11 protein-coding genes are annotated in these 16,304 nt (G+C 37.3%); 5 read left to right on the forward strand and 6 right to left on the reverse strand.

From position 1 onward, the window contains the following. Both PLJ10_10635 and PLJ10_10640 read right to left on the reverse strand, forming a co-directional pair. The coding region (locus PLJ10_10635) for a PASTA domain-containing protein (GenBank protein HOK10104.1) at positions 1 to 2,110 on the reverse strand (2,110 nt) is incomplete at its 3' end. Positions 2,111 to 2,782: 672 nt separating this feature from the next. Beyond that, positions 2,783 to 4,663: a sigma 54-interacting transcriptional regulator gene (locus PLJ10_10640; GenBank protein HOK10105.1), complete on the reverse strand. Its 1,881-nt coding sequence runs from the start codon at positions 4,661 to 4,663 to the stop codon at positions 2,783 to 2,785. A gap of 710 nt (positions 4,664 to 5,373) precedes the next feature. Here PLJ10_10640 and sat point away from each other — a divergent pair. From sat to xylB, 3 genes are all read left to right on the forward strand, one after another. Beyond that, the gene (gene sat / locus PLJ10_10645; protein HOK10106.1) at positions 5,374 to 6,531 is read left to right on the forward strand and encodes a sulfate adenylyltransferase; all 1,158 of its coding nucleotides are present in this window, start codon (positions 5,374 to 5,376) and stop codon (positions 6,529 to 6,531) included. A gap of 26 nt (positions 6,532 to 6,557) precedes the next feature. Continuing rightward, positions 6,558 to 7,610 (forward strand): hypothetical protein, encoded by a 1,053-nt coding sequence (locus tag PLJ10_10650; protein HOK10107.1) that lies wholly within the window; start codon positions 6,558 to 6,560, stop codon positions 7,608 to 7,610. Positions 7,611 to 7,695: 85 nt separating this feature from the next. Continuing rightward, positions 7,696 to 9,222, forward strand: coding sequence for a xylulokinase (gene xylB / locus PLJ10_10655; GenBank protein HOK10108.1), 1,527 nt, complete (start codon positions 7,696 to 7,698; stop codon positions 9,220 to 9,222). A gap of 87 nt (positions 9,223 to 9,309) precedes the next feature. On the opposite strand, the gene PLJ10_10660 is transcribed toward xylB, so the two are convergent. The 4 genes from PLJ10_10660 to PLJ10_10675 form a co-directional block, all read right to left on the reverse strand. Then, a complete protein-coding gene (locus PLJ10_10660) occupies positions 9,310 to 11,604 on the reverse strand; it encodes a hypothetical protein (protein HOK10109.1) in 2,295 nt (764 codons plus the stop codon). Continuing rightward, positions 11,605 to 12,690: an ABC transporter permease gene (locus PLJ10_10665; GenBank protein HOK10110.1), complete on the reverse strand. Its 1,086-nt coding sequence runs from the start codon at positions 12,688 to 12,690 to the stop codon at positions 11,605 to 11,607. Positions 12,691 to 12,713: 23 nt separating this feature from the next. Then, positions 12,714 to 13,730, reverse strand: coding sequence for a sugar-binding protein (locus tag PLJ10_10670; GenBank protein HOK10111.1), 1,017 nt, complete (start codon positions 13,728 to 13,730; stop codon positions 12,714 to 12,716). Between the two features lie 67 nt (positions 13,731 to 13,797). Continuing rightward, the gene (locus tag PLJ10_10675; GenBank protein ID HOK10112.1) at positions 13,798 to 14,550 is read right to left on the reverse strand and encodes an RNA methyltransferase; all 753 of its coding nucleotides are present in this window, start codon (positions 14,548 to 14,550) and stop codon (positions 13,798 to 13,800) included. Positions 14,551 to 14,650: 100 nt separating this feature from the next. Here PLJ10_10675 and PLJ10_10680 point away from each other — a divergent pair, with 100 nt between their 5' ends. Together PLJ10_10680 and PLJ10_10685 are read left to right on the forward strand one after the other, a co-directional pair. Further along, a complete protein-coding gene (locus PLJ10_10680; GenBank protein HOK10113.1) occupies positions 14,651 to 15,415 on the forward strand; it encodes an AAA family ATPase in 765 nt (254 codons plus the stop codon). Next, positions 15,402 to 16,304, forward strand: a complete 903-nt coding sequence (locus tag PLJ10_10685; protein HOK10114.1) for a ParB/RepB/Spo0J family partition protein — start codon at positions 15,402 to 15,404, stop codon at positions 16,302 to 16,304. The genes PLJ10_10680 and PLJ10_10685 overlap by 14 nt, the downstream gene beginning before the upstream one ends.

Here is a 16,304-nt window from a genome sequence, read left to right on the forward strand (position 1 = left end):
TTTCTTCCCCTACTACGTATGGCACTGTAGTTATATCCGGTGTTCCTTCTCCTTCGACTGCACCTTCCCCTTCAATAACACCTTCTCCTTCAACTATTCCTTCTCCTTCGACTGCACCTTCCCCTTCAATAACACCTTCTCCTTCAACTATTCCTTCTCCTTCGACTATCCCTTCCCCTTCAATAACGCCTTCCCCTTCAACTATTCCTTCTCCTTCGACTATCCCTTCCCCTTCAATAACGCCCTCACCTTCTGGACATGGACCGGAAGAAACTACGAGGTTTACAGAACTGCCGTATGGAATCTGTTGACCAGCCAAAGGACTCTGACTTATAACATTATCAGCAGGAACTACGTCATCACATATATATTGAACTACTCCTACATTTAATCCCACATTGGTTAAATCAATTGTCGCATCATTTAAGGTTTTGCCTACAACATTAGGGACTGTAACATTACATGGACCATCAGAAACAATTAAATCAACAGAACTGCCGTATGGAACTTCAGTACCAGCTGATGGGTTTTGGCTGATAATTTTACCCGCAGGAACAGTATTACTACATTGCTGTTGAATATTTCCTGTATATAATCCGGCACTAACCAACGTATCATCTGCATCATCCAAGAATTTACCTGTTACATTTGGGACAATAACTAGACAAGGTCCTGTTGATACTATTAAGTCAACCGGGCTTTCTAAGGGAACCTCCAAACCGGCTTGTGGGTTTTGGCTTATAACTCTATCTGCTGGAACAATATTATCACATTGATAGTTGATATTTCCGACAGTAAGTCCTGCTGAAATGATTTCTGTTTCTGCATTTGTTAAGAATAAACCTATAACATAAGGTACAACTCCGCCGGGACACGGTCCTGTGGAAATAGTGACGTTTACTGGACTACCTGGAGGCGATTGTGTTCCTGCGAGTGGATCTTGACCTACTATTGTTCCTGCAGGAAAAAGTGAACTACATATTTCACTCACTGAGCCTAATATAAAACTGTTATTGTTTAATATTATAGTTGCGTCATCTATAGTTAAACCGACGACATCAGGCACAGTATATTGCCACAAGAAATAGGGATATGTTACATTTTCCACAATTCCCCAAACAGTTCCAAATTGCCAGCCTTTATATGTATTCTGTTGTTTCATTTGTGCTGTTGTTTTGCCCGTACCACCTGCAGAGGTTGTCCATCCGGAGGTCTCAGTATTCCAATAACTTGACTGAACTAATCCTGCAGAACGATAGCCAATTAATCCTCCTGTATTTGAGGCACCAGCAACAGAGCCTGTTGAATACGAATATCGTATCTTTCCATTTAACGTAAAGGAGCCAACTAAACCTCCAATATTTGAGACATAACCTAAAACTGAACTGTATGAATAACATCTGCTAATTGAAGCCCGTTTGGCTACACTTCCTCCTACTAAACCTCCAACACTATTATTTCCAACAACGCTACCCATAGAATAACATTGTTCAACAATGCTTTCATTACGGCCAACTAAACCACCTACAAAGTTTGTTCCTGTTACGGATGTTGTGTTGGAATAACTTCTTCGTATGTTTCCAATATTATAACCGACAAGGGCGCCTGTATTTTCCGATGCTACAACTGACCCACCTTGGGTATTACATTTCTCTATGGTTCCACTGTTTCTACCTGCAATTATACCTACATTATTTCTTCCTGTAATAGAACTATCTTCAAAAACTACATTTGTTATTATCCCAGTTGATGAAACATTATTTAATAAACCAACATAATCAGTTAAGGGGCGGTTAATATACAAATTAATGATCTTATATCCTTTACCGTCAAGCCTGCCTGTAAATGGCGTTGCTAATGAACCAATGGGCAAAAAACCTTGTCCACCATTCCAGTTAACGGTATCAGACGCATCAATATCCTGTGTTAATTCATATTCACCATTGAGGGGATATAGAGGTGAATTGCCTATGCTTTGCAATTCCTCTATAGTGCTTATAGTAGTTGCAGACCAACCATGAAAAGCCACCATGAATGATACAAGAATAACAAATAACACTGACTTAGCAATAGATTTTGAATGAAGATTAAATGATAGTTTGTTTTTCATATACTAACTCCTTCCTTAAAATAATTTCATTATTTAAATTCAAAACCAACTATTTTTATTCCTATAACCTAATTTTTTTATTTTTTAATATAATTTTATACTAACTTTGCCAGAAAAGTCAATATTTTTAAGTGAAAAAAGCATTTTTTTATAATATTTTAATTGTTTTTATATTAGTTAATTATTTGACAATGTCAATTAATTAACATTTTATTAGAAGTAATGATAACATATTGGCATTTAAGAAACGTTGGTTTAGGATGTTATATTAAGTGCTCAGGATTATTTTTAGAGATAAAAACAATCTTCTCTAATTGAATAGGTCTATATATTACAATTCAAAAATAAAGTATGTTTTATAAAATATTAAAAGGTTATGAGTATATGCTTTATATAATTTAAGGCAATTTTCACTATATAAAACTAAGAATATTGAAAAAGAGAAAAACGTCAGCTCCCAACGATTTTATGAAGAGATTATATCACCCTCATCGAAATCCTTTATAAGTATTGTTTTTTTGATGATGTAAAACTTTTTATTAGTTCAGTCTCACAAATAAGTCGTTTGTGCTAAGCTATTCTGTGATACTAATGGTATTGTTATTAAAACATTTTTGTTCAAATATTTTATGGATTAAGATTATGACAATTAATGTTTATCGGGCTATATGATTATTTGCCATTTATATATGCGGAAGGATTTATTTGGTATTCTGCTATTTTCCTGTAAAGGGTACTTTTGCCAATTCCGAGTAATTCAGCGGAAGAAACAACATTTCCTTGACATCGTTGTAATGCTTTTATAATATGCTCTTTTTCCATTTCTTCAAGTGTAAGAAATTTTTCCGTGGTGTATTCTTTTAATTCTGTGGCAAGGTCTTGAGGCTGAATTATGTCTGCTCGTGCTACGACAGCGGAGCGTTCGATTAGGTTTCGTAATTCACGGACGTTACCATACCAAGGTTGGCTGTCCAACCATTTTAATGCTTGGGGAGAGAACTGTTTGGGTCGCACAGGAAATCTTCGTCTCACTTGCTGTAAGAAATAATCGGCGAGAATTGGTATATCGTCGCGTCGTTCACGAAGGGGTGGTATAGTAATAACGAAGGCATTTAGTCGGTGGAATAGGTCTCTTCGAAATCTGCCCGCATTAACTTCTGCGGGTAGGTCTTTATTCGTGGCACATAGGACACGGACATTAACATGAATATCAGTATTTCCACCGACCCTTCTGAAAGTTCCTGTTTCAATTGCTCGAAGGAGTCGAGCTTGATGAGAAAGGCTAAGGTCTCCGATTTCATCTAAAAACAGGGTTCCATTATCTGCTTCTTCCATTAATCCTATTTTTGTTGTGTGTGCCCCTGTAAAAGCTCCTTTTTCATGACCAAAGAGTTCACTTTCAAACAACTCGTCAGGAATAGCCGCACAGTTAACAACAACCAGTTTTTTCTGGGCACGATGAGAAAGGTTATGTATTAATCTTGCAACGAGTTCCTTACCTGTGCCTGTTTCGCCAAGGATTAAAACACAGAGGTCTGACCGAGCACAATCACGTGCAAGAGCACGAACCTTTTGTATTGCTTTGCTATTTCCTATAAGGGGGTCAAAATTAAGTCCCCCTGCAATTAATTGTTGATTTTCCCATTCTAACTGTTGCATCCGTTCAGCGGCACGAATATAAGGAGCTAACGTATGAGCCATTGCCAGTAAGTATTCAAGGTCTGCCTCCTCATAAAACCGATGAGGCGTATCTGCACTGATAACAAAGGCACCTATAATTTCTTTGCCTAATGCGATGGGTGCAATTACCGTGTTGCGAACCACTGTTTCGCCATTTCTAAAAAATCTTTCTGGATAGAGCACTCCGCGGGGAGATTCTCTTATCTGTGATAGCAACTGGAGCAAGGTTGGTGTCCCTGAAACGACCTGTGTTGCTTCTATGGGATACACTGAAAATTGGAGAGGGTCATTTAAAAATTGCACGAGGCATAGGAAATCTGGACTAAACCGTTCTTTGATTGTTTTCAGAACATAATTGACAATATCCTCAACTTTATACAGTTGACTCAATGTTCTTGCTAATGAGAATAAACCGACAAGTTCTTCCGCAGTTCGTGGGTTTCCTGATTCAAATAGACTTTGCGGAGAGCCTTCAATAAAGACAGGGGAACCTATTTTCAATGGTCGGGTCGCTCTTAACTTCTTTGTTTCATCTGACTCTTCACCAACTTTATGAATTATTGTGCCTACTGAAAAAATGATGCTTCCAACGCCAATATCATCTCCGGGCTTAAGCACCTTTTCTTTGACAGGATGCCCGTTAACAAATGTTGAATTACTGCTTCCGAGGTCGCGTACTATTAACTCTGAGCCCGAAATAAATATCTGACAATGATGCCGAGATATGAGAGGGTCTTCAATAACGATGGAACAAACTGGGTCTCTACCAATGGTTAAAGGGGTATCCTCTGGAACTATCCATGCCCCACCTTTGACATAACCGGAGCGAGCGGTAATAATAAATTTCTGATTTTCTTCCTTTTTATAAGACATAACTTTCCCTTTCTTATATAATAGCATACAACAAAATAAAACAGAATTCAACTTTCCCAATTTGGGAAAAATATTGTTCCCAATTTGGGAAAATCGGGTTCTATTTCCATTTTTTGGAAATGAAAAATTACATAAAATTGCTACAAATCAATGAGATAAGTCAATAAATAGTTTTGGCATAAGTATTGCTACATAATAAGTACAACAATTGAATAAGAAAGTAGGTACTCCTGAGGAAGGAGTGAGAGTATATTTTAAGAGCCCACAGTCAAAGCAAAAAATTTAACAAGGGCTGCGGCTTGCTCCTCTGTGGGCTCTATTGTCTTCATAATCCTAATATATTCTTCTCATGCTCGCTTACCCTTTATATCATTTCCAAATTATACCCTCCCTTAATTACCGCTTCCAAAACAAACCAAATCTCTCATCTCTCTTTCCCTTTATCCATCGCTCCCCAAAGAGGGTCGTGCAGAGGGTAAAAACATACCCTAGCCGCCGATTCAAAAGAATCGGCGGTTTTTTTATTTTAAATTTCAGAAAATTAATTTGGTTATATAAACTACTTATTTTGGTAGTTTTATAATTTAAGTTTGTCTACCAAGATTTTTGCATATACCCTTTTTCGAAATTGTTTTACTTTCTAAAGTATAATTTATTACATGTGCGTGTAATGTTTCTGAAGAACATTTTTTAATAAGGATTCATAATCAATGGCAATAGAGCCTCATGGTGGAGTATTAGTTAATCGTTTTGTTTCTATAGTGGAAAGAAATGTTAAACGTGAAGAAGCAAAGAGATTAAAATCAATTCAATTAGACGAATATTTATCATTTGATTTGGACTGTATAGCAAAAGGGATATTTAGTCCTTTAGAAGGTTTTATGTGTGAAGAGGAAACATTATCTTGTTTAGAGACGATGCATTTACGACCGGGGATTCCATGGACTATCCCTATTTTGTTGGATGTGTCTTCAAAAAAAGCAGAGGAAATAGAAATAGGAGAAAACGTAGCTTTATATGATACAGAAGAGCAACTGATTGGAATTATCACAGTTAGAGATAAATTCTGTATTGATAAAAAATACCTTGCAGAAAAAGTATATGGTACTCTTGATGATAAACATCCTGGTGTAAAGAGAACTTATGGATTAGGGGATGTTTTTATATCGGGTCGGGTAGAGGTTTTTGAAAAGAAAGTTATAGAATTTGAAGAATACAATTTGCCTCCAGAGGCAACGCGACATTATTTTGAACAGAAAGGTTGGAATCGAATTGTTGCTTTTCAAACGCGTAATCCAATTCACAGAGCTCATGAATATCTTACAAAATGTGCGTTAGAAATTTGTGATGGGTTACTAATCCATCCATTGATGGGGACAACCAAAAGTGATGATATACCGGGGAGTATCCGTATGGAATGCTATAAAGCTCTGATTGATAATTATTATCCCAAGGAACATGTGTTACTAAGTATTATGCCAGTGAATATGAGATATGCCGGTCCTAAGGAAGCAATTATGCATGCTATTGTTAGGAAAAATTATGGTTGTACGCATTTTATTGTAGGTAGAGACCATGCTGGCGTAGGGAATTATTATGGGACGTATGATGCTCAAAAAATATTCGATAAATTTGAGCCAAATGAATTAAAAATCACGCCTCTATTTTTTGACCATTCTTTTTATTGTCGGGCATGTGGTAATATGGCATCTATCAAAACATGTCCACACGATAACACAAAGCATGTTGTTTTAAGTGGAACGAAGGTTAGGGAGATGTTAAAGAATGGTGAAACATTGCCTGAGGAATTTACTCGGCCTGAGGTGTCATCTGTATTGCAGAGATGGGCACAAGGTGAAAAGGCATAAATTATTTATGAATATAAGAGGGAATCATGAGAGTAGGAATTAACTTGTTTGCTTCAGATGAGTATGAGCCGGATGACCTCTTTTCCCGTTTTATTTATAAATGTCTTGTTCATGCTGTTAATTTGCAAGAAACTACTGAATTTTTTGTATTTAAAAATACACCGACAAGTGGTGAACGGTGGGCAGGCTGGCATGTTATAACAGAAGAAGCTAAACGTGGAAACTTTCTTTCAACACTTTCACTTCGCAGTTCGGTATTAGGTTCATTATTGAGGCAATACAAAATAGACGTTGTAATTACGCCGTTAGAGACAGCCCATTTGATTACATCAGTTCCTTGTATTCCTTTAATCATTCAGATGGAAAACTGGTATCATGGTTTTTTGAGAGATGATTTTTTTAAGAAGCGAGATATAAAACGGATATTTTATGAAAGTCCTCTTTGGTTTACAGCCACAGAATATGCACGGCGGAGTTGTTTAGATGTTTGGAAAGTTCCCCTTAATAAAATTATAACGTTATCGGCTGGCGTTGAATCGATACTTTCACAACCTTCATCTCCCTTAATATCACCTCCGTACATTATTTCTGCTATTGATGATGCTACTATAAATCATTTGGAAGAGACATTGGAAGTTATTCATCATTTTTGTAAAGAGTATCCGCACACCATCGTGTTTATAGGTAAACGCCATCCAAAAGAACCGGAAACATGGGGAGATGATATATTCCGAATTGAAGAGTGTCCGGACCAAACCTTAGCGGGGCTTTTCCAGCATGCTACCGCCTTTGTTTATCCTGCTATTCATGATGGGAGTGCACTTCGACCTATCGAGGCAATGCAATCTGGAACCTGTGTTATTACTCCTATGATACCTGCTATTGAGGAACGTTGTGGGGAGTTGCCTTTTTATTATCATGCGGAGAGTACCGCTTCGCTTAGTGCTGTACTCCATCGGGTCATAAATCTGCCAAAAGAAGAAAGAGCAGAACGAATACGATTAGGACGATTAAGAGTTGTTGAGTATTCATGGGAACAAACGACATGGAAGCTAATTACATCCTTAAAACGAATATGATAAAAATCATTTTGCACTTAAACGATTTTTCTTTTATTATAAATACAAATTTCACATTAAAAATTAACATAGAGGGAAGTGAACGATGAGTTTTGTAATTGGTATCGATGTCGGCACAAGTGGCACTAAAATTGTAGCCATTAATGAAAAAGGAACCGTTGTTGCGTCTGTTACCAAAAATTATGACTTAAAAAGTCCGAAACCTGGTTGGGCGGAACAGAACCCACTGGATTGGAAAAAGGCTGTATTTGATGGTCTTTCAGAAATATGCCAGAGCATTAATAGTATGGAAGTGCGGTCTATTGGTTTAACGGGACAAATGCATGGTTCTGTTTTTTTAGATGAGAGAGGTGATGTTTTATATCCTGCTATTTTATGGTGTGACCAACGAACAGCAAAACAATGTGACAAAATTAATGAGATTGTTGGAGAAACAGAACTTCTTCGAATGGTTTCTAATCCTGCTTTGACAGGTTTTACAGCACCAAAAATTTTATGGTTACGAAATGAAGAACCAGACGTGTATAAAAAAGTCAAACATGTACTTTTGCCTAAAGATTATATTCGCTATGAGCTTACAGGTGAGTTTGCTTCCGATGTTGCGGATGCGTCCGGGACTTTGCTTTTTAATGTAAATCAACGGTGTTGGCATCAGGAGTTACTAAACAAGCTTGAAATTCCTATAGAGTGGTTACCCAAAGTTTATGAAGGACCTGAAGTAACAGGGGTTATTAAGTCCTCTGTCGCCGAACAGCTTCGTTTGCCACCTAATACAGTTGTCGTTGCAGGAGGGGGAGACCAAGCGGCAGGTGGTGTAGGTTGCGGTGTTGTTCAATCTGGAATTGTTTCCGCTTCGTTAGGCACAAGTGGCGTTGTTTTCGCATTCTCAGAAAGCGTTCACACAGACCCACAAGGACGAGTTCACACATTTTGCCATTCTGTACCTGGGGCTTGGCATGTCATGGGTGTAATGCTTAGTGCAGGTGGTTCATTGCAATGGTTTCGAAACAAATTATGTCAGGAAGAGATAACAAAATCAAAAGAGACAGGAATTGACCCTTATGTTTATATAACTCAATCTGCGGAAAAAGTACCAATAGGTGCTAACGGTCTTTTGTTCCTTCCTTACCTTACGGGGGAACGAACGCCACATAAAGACCCATACGCAAGAGGTGCATTTATTGGTTTATCTTTAATGCATGGGAAAGCTGAAATGGCTAAAGCGGTATTAGAAGGGGTTGCTTTTGGGATGCGAGACAGTGTTGAGATTATGAAAGGGATGGGGATACCTATTAACGAGGTTCGTATATCTGGTGGAGGGGCAAGAAGTACATTATGGAGACAGATTATGGCAGATGTATGTAAAGTACCTATGGTGGTAATTAATGTTGATGAAGGTCCTGCATTTGGAGCGGGTTTATTAGCGAGTATTTCTGCAGGGATGTTCTCTTCACTAACAGAGGCATGTTCCAGCATAATTAAAGAAATAGAGCGGGTTGAACCTGACCGCACAAAAGCAGATGAATATGAATTTTGGTATCAAGAATATAAATCTGCCTATACTGCATTAGCACCTGCTTTTCATCGAATTGGAAAATCAATGGAAAGATAGAGGGGAATGAATTGGAAATGTTAGAAGAGTCGGATATGTCAGACAGGTCAGATATTTCGGAGAAATGAAAAAATTGATATTAGTAGTTTAGGTGCTTATATTCTGTCGTAATTCAGATAAAATAGTGAATAATCGCTCTGATAGATTATTAATAGATGTTAAGTATTGTTTCCCTTTACCTTCTCGGATGCTAAGTCGGTATTGAATAAGGTCACCTGCATATTTAATAACTTCATCTCTATATTTTTCTACTATAGATTTTTTGCCTTCAATAAGTAGACGGCACATAACGCCATCACAAGCACATAAAATTGAGCCAGCCTCGAACAATTTTCCACGAACTAAAGAAATATCTTCTGTCGCATATATTGTGTCTGTTATTTGATTCCTTATTTCTATCAATTTAAGTAAGTTCTGTATTGATTGTTTTTCTTTTAGATTATTAATTTTTTCTTCTAACTTGTCAATAGTTGGTTGGAATGGTCGTAGTAAATTGAGGTCAATATTAATTTGCCGTTCAATATGTTCAAAAATTCTTTTTAGGATAACATCACCCCAATATTGGCATTCTTCTGGGGTCGCAATTAATAGGATTTGACCTTGTCCTGGGAACATTTCCCGATGAAAAGAGGATGGAAGTTCTTCCCATTGATAAGTTCTTACAAATTGTGTAGCATCGTAAACACGATAATTATCTGGTAATGATTTGGGTAAGGTTACATTTACCCCCGTAACTTCTGAAGAATCCTGATTAACGATATATAGTAGCCAATAATTATCACCTTTTAGCCATGAAGTCGTTATTACATTTATACTGTCTGGACAGCGTGAACGTTGGTGTTTACGGACCTGTATACTTGGGACAAAATCAGGTGGTTTAGATGGTTTTGCCAGCATTACTAATGGAGCAAGTACAAAGAATCGGCCTAATCGGCTTCCTAATTCTTGCCATACATCACTAAATGTTAAGAAAGGACCTGTCAATGAACGTTGGCATTCACTGCCTACCCATAAGGGCATATTATGGTAGGAGTATGTAATCCAACCATGTGCCCCGCTGGAAATGGCAAGGTTTATCATTAAACGGATTTCTGGTGCTGAATTCCATTCGGGAGCACCTGAACCAAATATAAATGTTGGACCTATTGCCCATAAATGTCCATTCTTGATGAATTGTACATGTGTCCGTAATACCTGTCCTAATTCCCATGGGTTTCTTGACTTCCAATGGCTTAGCCCACTCACTGATGATAAAGATGCATATAAGGGGAAAGCATTTGCTTCTCTGGTAAGGTAGATAACAGGATGGTTTGTGTCTATTTGTTCTATTTTTTTCTTTATCTGGACATACCCTTCTAATTCGCTGTCTGTAGGATTTTCTTTAATAATCCAACCGAAGAGATTTTCGCGAGTTGCATTTCGTTTAATCGTTTGTTCTTTTTCTTTAAATAAAACAGATGCTTTAGGAGTATCTAATTGAGTTGTTTCTTCTTCTAAGGGAATTATAACCTTTATTCCGTATTTTTTCGATATATCAAAAAGAACATCCTGGTCGCCAGGGAGAAATTCATAAAAATTTTCAATGATTACGACATTATGATGATGAAGGGATATGTCTTCAAATAACAAATCCAAATAAGTTGCCAAGTCGGTTCTCAAAAGGTGAGACATATTCCTTGCAGTATTAGCATTAATATATGTCCCAACAGGAAAGATATTGTCTAATATCGGATAGGAGATAGGTTTTTCTGAAACATATTTTGAAACATCTATATTTTTAAGGATTTTGTTTTCCTCATCGGTTGCAGAACGAAATCGTATACTGTGGATATAAAGAGTCTCCTTTGTAGTAGTAAATGAATATAACCGTATTGCAAGATGTTCCATTTTACTTGGGAAGTCTTTGTAAGCCCATGCACGAGCAACAGTTGTCCATTTTGGCTCTATATTTAGAAACTCAAAAAATTGACCTGTTATATAGTGCCATGTCCAAGCAGGGATAGATTTGCCATATTGTACACGATAGGTTATTTCTATAATCGGGTATTCTTTATGGGAGATAGGGAAATGAGGGACATTACGGCTTCGGGTCGTTAGTGGCACCCAGAAACTCGGAGTTTGCATATCTTTCATCAGATTGAGTCTGGATGTGTGTGTAAAGTCGCCTGTAAAATTAAGTATTTTCTCTCCATCTATGTTCTCAACTCTTTTTTCGCAGTGTATCCCTTGCCATTCTCGTTCTGCTGGGTCATCTTCTGATGACCACTTTGCTAAGTCATCTGCATAAAAAGTAATGTGTTTGCGTTCATCTCTTTCTTTTTGGCTTGGGATTTCTTTTATCCCTTTTAATAAACCTCGATATACAAATTGGCTTTCTATCATTTATTTGGTCTCTCTTTGGGCTTCAAGGGCACGTCTTTTTTGTGAACGTCGCAAGAAAAACTCATCGGCACACACGCCGGCAAGAATGGCTCCACCAATAACGACATATTCTAACTCACTCCGAATGCCTAAAATGTTTACCAGATTTCTCAGAACCATAATCAAAGCAATTCCTAAAATAACTCCGGGGACGTTTCCAGTACCGCCTCGTAAACTGCATCCACCTAATACTGCTCCTGCTACTGCGTATAATTCATAAAAACTACCAAAATCAGATGGCTGGACGGAATTTACTTTAAATGCAAATAAAATGCCTCCAATTCCAGCGATAAGGCTACAAATAACATAAGCCATAAGTTTAAGTCGATTGGTTTGGATTCCACTAAAACGGGCGGACTCTTCGTTGGCACCTAATGCGAATAAGTGTCTGCCCATAGGTGATAAATGAAGGAATATGCCTACAATAATGGCGAAAATAATCATGATGACTAAAGGTGCTGCAACTAAGTCTAATAAGAGAGCGATGGTCGATGGTGGTGACCCACCAGTTGGCTGTAAGGAAGGGAACCAGTCTAAAAGACTACCTTTGCCTAACCATTTCCAGTTTGATAATGCATTTCCAAACCCTTGGGTTGTATCCTTGGCAAAAAATCGGGCAAAACTTCGATATGCAAATAAACCGCATAACGTTACTACGAAAGGCTGAATATTAAAATAGGAAATGAGAACTCCATGCCACACGCCGATTAATGCGGAGATGCAAATTGCCAATGGAAATACTAAAAATGGTGACCATCCTTCTCCTTTATTAATTAATATGCAGGCGATAACAGAAATTAGACATACTACACTGCCTAAGGAAAGGTCAATACCCCCTGTAATAATTACTACGGATTGAGCCAAAGCCAAAATCCCGAACAAGCCAATCCATGGAAGTAAGTTTTTGAAGTTTGTTAAGGATAAGAAATTACTTGAAAAGGGTAATCCTAATGCTCTTCCATGTTGATACCAATGTAACCATTCCCATGAATAGGCTAATATGCATAATACAATAATTAATCCAATTAAACCGAGTGTTTTCCGCATTATAGGTTACCTTTTGGAAATTATTAAGATTTCCCTAATATCTGTTTTAGTTCAGACCAGAACGTATCTACATTTTCACGTGTAACTGATAATGTAGGGATAAAAATTTGTTTGTTTTCAGGGATGCTGGTTGTGTTTCCTTCCGCAAGTTCTTTTAAGACTTTGACGGATTGATATCCAAACTCGAAGGGTCTTTGTACTACTGTTCCGTAAATATGTCCATCTTTCACGCCTTGTAATGTTTCATCTTCTTCATCAAAGCATACAATCTTTACCTGCCCTAATTTTCCTGAGTCACGAACACCATTCAAGATTGCGGGTCCATTATAACTCCACAAGCCGACGAAACATGCCACATCTGGATAACGGACTAATGCATCCTGAACATTGGCTATGGCTTTGGCACGGTCTGTCTCGTCTGTACGCACATCAATTATTTGGTGTCCTGTTGATTCGATTTGCTTTTTTAAGCCGTCTAAACGGTCTCGTGCATTTTGTGCATCTAACGTCCCGACACAGACAATTATTTTAGAGCCTGGTGGAGTACAAGCCTGAATTAATTTACCTGCTTCAACTCCTGCGTCGAAATTATTTGTTCCGATGTAGCATTTTCTTAAACTGTTAGGGGCATCACTATCTTGTGTAATAAGATTGGTTTTTTTAGCCGCCTCGTTTAACATTTCTGTTTGATTTTCGGGGTCTTTTGGACTTATTGCAATGCCAGCAACACCTAATGTAATTAGATCTTGCAATATCTGCTGTTGTTGTTCTGCAGTTCCTGCTGAAGGGATGCGAAAAATAACATCTACACCAAAATCTTGTGCCGCTTTTTTCGTTCCTGCCTCGGCTATCTTCCAGAAATCCGACGCATTATTTGTGATAAAAGCCACTTTTATCTTTTGGGTAGAGGTCGGCGATTTCTGTTGTGTAGAAGGTGGTGTGGTAGGAGAAGTTTGTTGTTGTCCACCACAACTGGTAAGAAAGAACAATGATGCTATGACAGTTGTAATACTGAATAGTTTCGTGAAATTACGGCACATTTTTATTCCTCCTTAAAAACTGATTAATAATGGTTTAGATTTATAGTTTATCCTATTTATATGCATATTATTCAACATCATTTATAGGTTCTTTTTTATTTTGTCTTTTTAATTCATGAGTTAAAATATGTTTTGCATTAGGAAGTGACTTAAAATAAAAAATGGCTTTCAGTATTTGTTTTTCGTTTTCATAGAGGTCGCCATTTGCTTTTAGTTTAGTAGTTCTCATTGAAAAGGCATGATAAAGAGTAATCGCAGCTGCAACAGAAATATTAAAACTTTGTGTAAAACCATACATAGGGATAAAAACCCGTTCATCAGCCTCGTTAATAATTTCTTTTGAGACACCTTGATGTTCATTCCCGAATACAATTGCAGTTGGTTCTAAAAAATCAATTTCCTGAATAGGTCTTGCAGAGTCAAACGTAGTTGTGTATATTTTGTATTTTCGATTTTTTAGGTAAGAGATGCAGTCTGTGGTATTTTTCCATCGGAAAATATCAAGCCATTTTTCTGCACCTTGAGCGACACGATTTGCTTCACGGTATCTAACACTGGTTTCTATAACATGGACAGACTGAAAGCCCAATGCCTCTGACGTCCGCAATACAGCATTTATATTTCCTATATCATATAAACCATCTAAAACAGGGGTGATTGTATATGTTCTTCCTTCAATTACCTGCTCAATACGATTCGCTCTTTGTTCCGTTAACCATGGTTTAAGTGCTTGCAATATTTGTATAGATGAGCAGATAATATCATCCATCTTTAACGGTTCTTTATATGGGAAATACGGATGTAACATAGTTTCTTTCATAAAAAAAGTTTACTATAAAATATCGTCCTTGTTATATGATTTATATAACTGATATTATATCTAATATGTATATTTTTTTACCTTTTACTGAATGTTTATTATGGGTATAATTATTGCATTTGCAAATCAAAAAGGTGGTGTCGGTAAAACCACAAGTGCTGTAAATATTTCGGCATGCCTTGGCAATGAGGGATATAAAACGTTGTTAATTGACCTTGACCCTCAGGGCAATGCCACTCAAGGACTTGGAATAGATAAGTATACGGTGGAAAATACTACCTATTCTGTGTTATTGCTTGGTTTTCCTATTGAAAGTGCAATAAAACTGACAGAATATAAAAATCTATATATACTTCCGTCCAATAGAGATTTGGCTGGAGGTGAGGTCGAACTGGTGGATATAGAAAATCGGGAATCAAAATTAAGAGAGAAAATAAGTGCGATTATTGAGAATTTTGATTTTATTATTATAGATTGTCCACCAGCTTTGGGACTTTTAACTATCAATGGTCTTGTAACAGCACATAAAGTTATTGTTCCCTTACAGTGTGAATATTATGCGTTGGAAGGATTGGGGGAACTATTGCAAACGGTCAAACGAATACGAGACAATTTTAATCCCAGTTTGACGATATTAGGAATTCTTTTAACGATGTACCAACACACCAATTTATCCAAGCAGGTTGCGATGGATGTTCAGCAACATTTAGAGAATTTAGTGTTTAATACCATTGTTCCAAGGAATGTAACTTTAAGTGAGGCACCGAGTTATGGGAAGCCTGTTATATATTATGATGGCAAATCAATTGGAGCACAAGCATACATTGCACTAACGAAGGAGATTTTATCCCGTGAGTTTCAGTAAAAAGAAAGCATTAGGAAAAGGTTTAGATGCGATACTTGGACCTCTTCGAATAGGAGAAGGGGAAAAGGCTGATTCCGATGTAAATAAGGTTTCATCAGAGCAGATTTTATTATTACAACCCCAAAATATTCTGCCGAGCAAGGTGCAAACACGTAAAACATTTAATGAGGAATCTTTACAAAGTTTGGCAGACTCTATCAAAAAACATGGTTTACAGGAGCCTATTATTGTCCGCAAATCGGGGGATAAATATGAATTAGTATGCGGAGAACGACGATTACGTGCATGCATTATTGCGGGACTTAATGAAATACCTGCACTATGCAGGAACATATCTGATGATGAATCAATACTTTTGGGCTTAATTGAGAATATTCAGAGAGAAGACTTAAATCCGATTGAGGAGGCAGAGGCTTATCAAAGTATATTGGAGCGTTTTGGTTGGTCTCAGGAACAATTAGCAGAAACGATTGGTAAAGACCGTTCAAGTGTTTCTAACTCTATACGATTACTGTCGCTTCCATCAGCAGTGCAGATGCTTGTTGTGGATGGAAAGTTAAGTATGGGGCATGCTCGTGCATTATTAGGATTAAATTCTCCACAACTCATAATAGAAGTTGCCAACAAAATTATTAACCATGGTTTGTCAGTTCGTCAGACTGAACAACTTGTAATGGGACTTAAAAGTGGAGAAAGGAAAAAGCCTCTTACTCCAAAGAAAATTAAGAACCCCCATATTATAGAAATTGAACAGGAACTATCAAGAAGATTGGGAACGAGAGTGAATATTAAACATGGAAATTCAGGGAAAGGTAAGATAGAAGTAAATTATTTTTCGAACAATGAGCTAACAAGAATATTAACCATTTTAGGGATTTCATTGGAATGA

The sequence above is a fragment of the Candidatus Hydrogenedens sp. genome (assembly GCA_035361075.1).
In the GTDB taxonomy this organism is placed as follows: domain Bacteria; phylum Hydrogenedentota; class Hydrogenedentia; order Hydrogenedentales; family Hydrogenedentaceae; genus Hydrogenedens.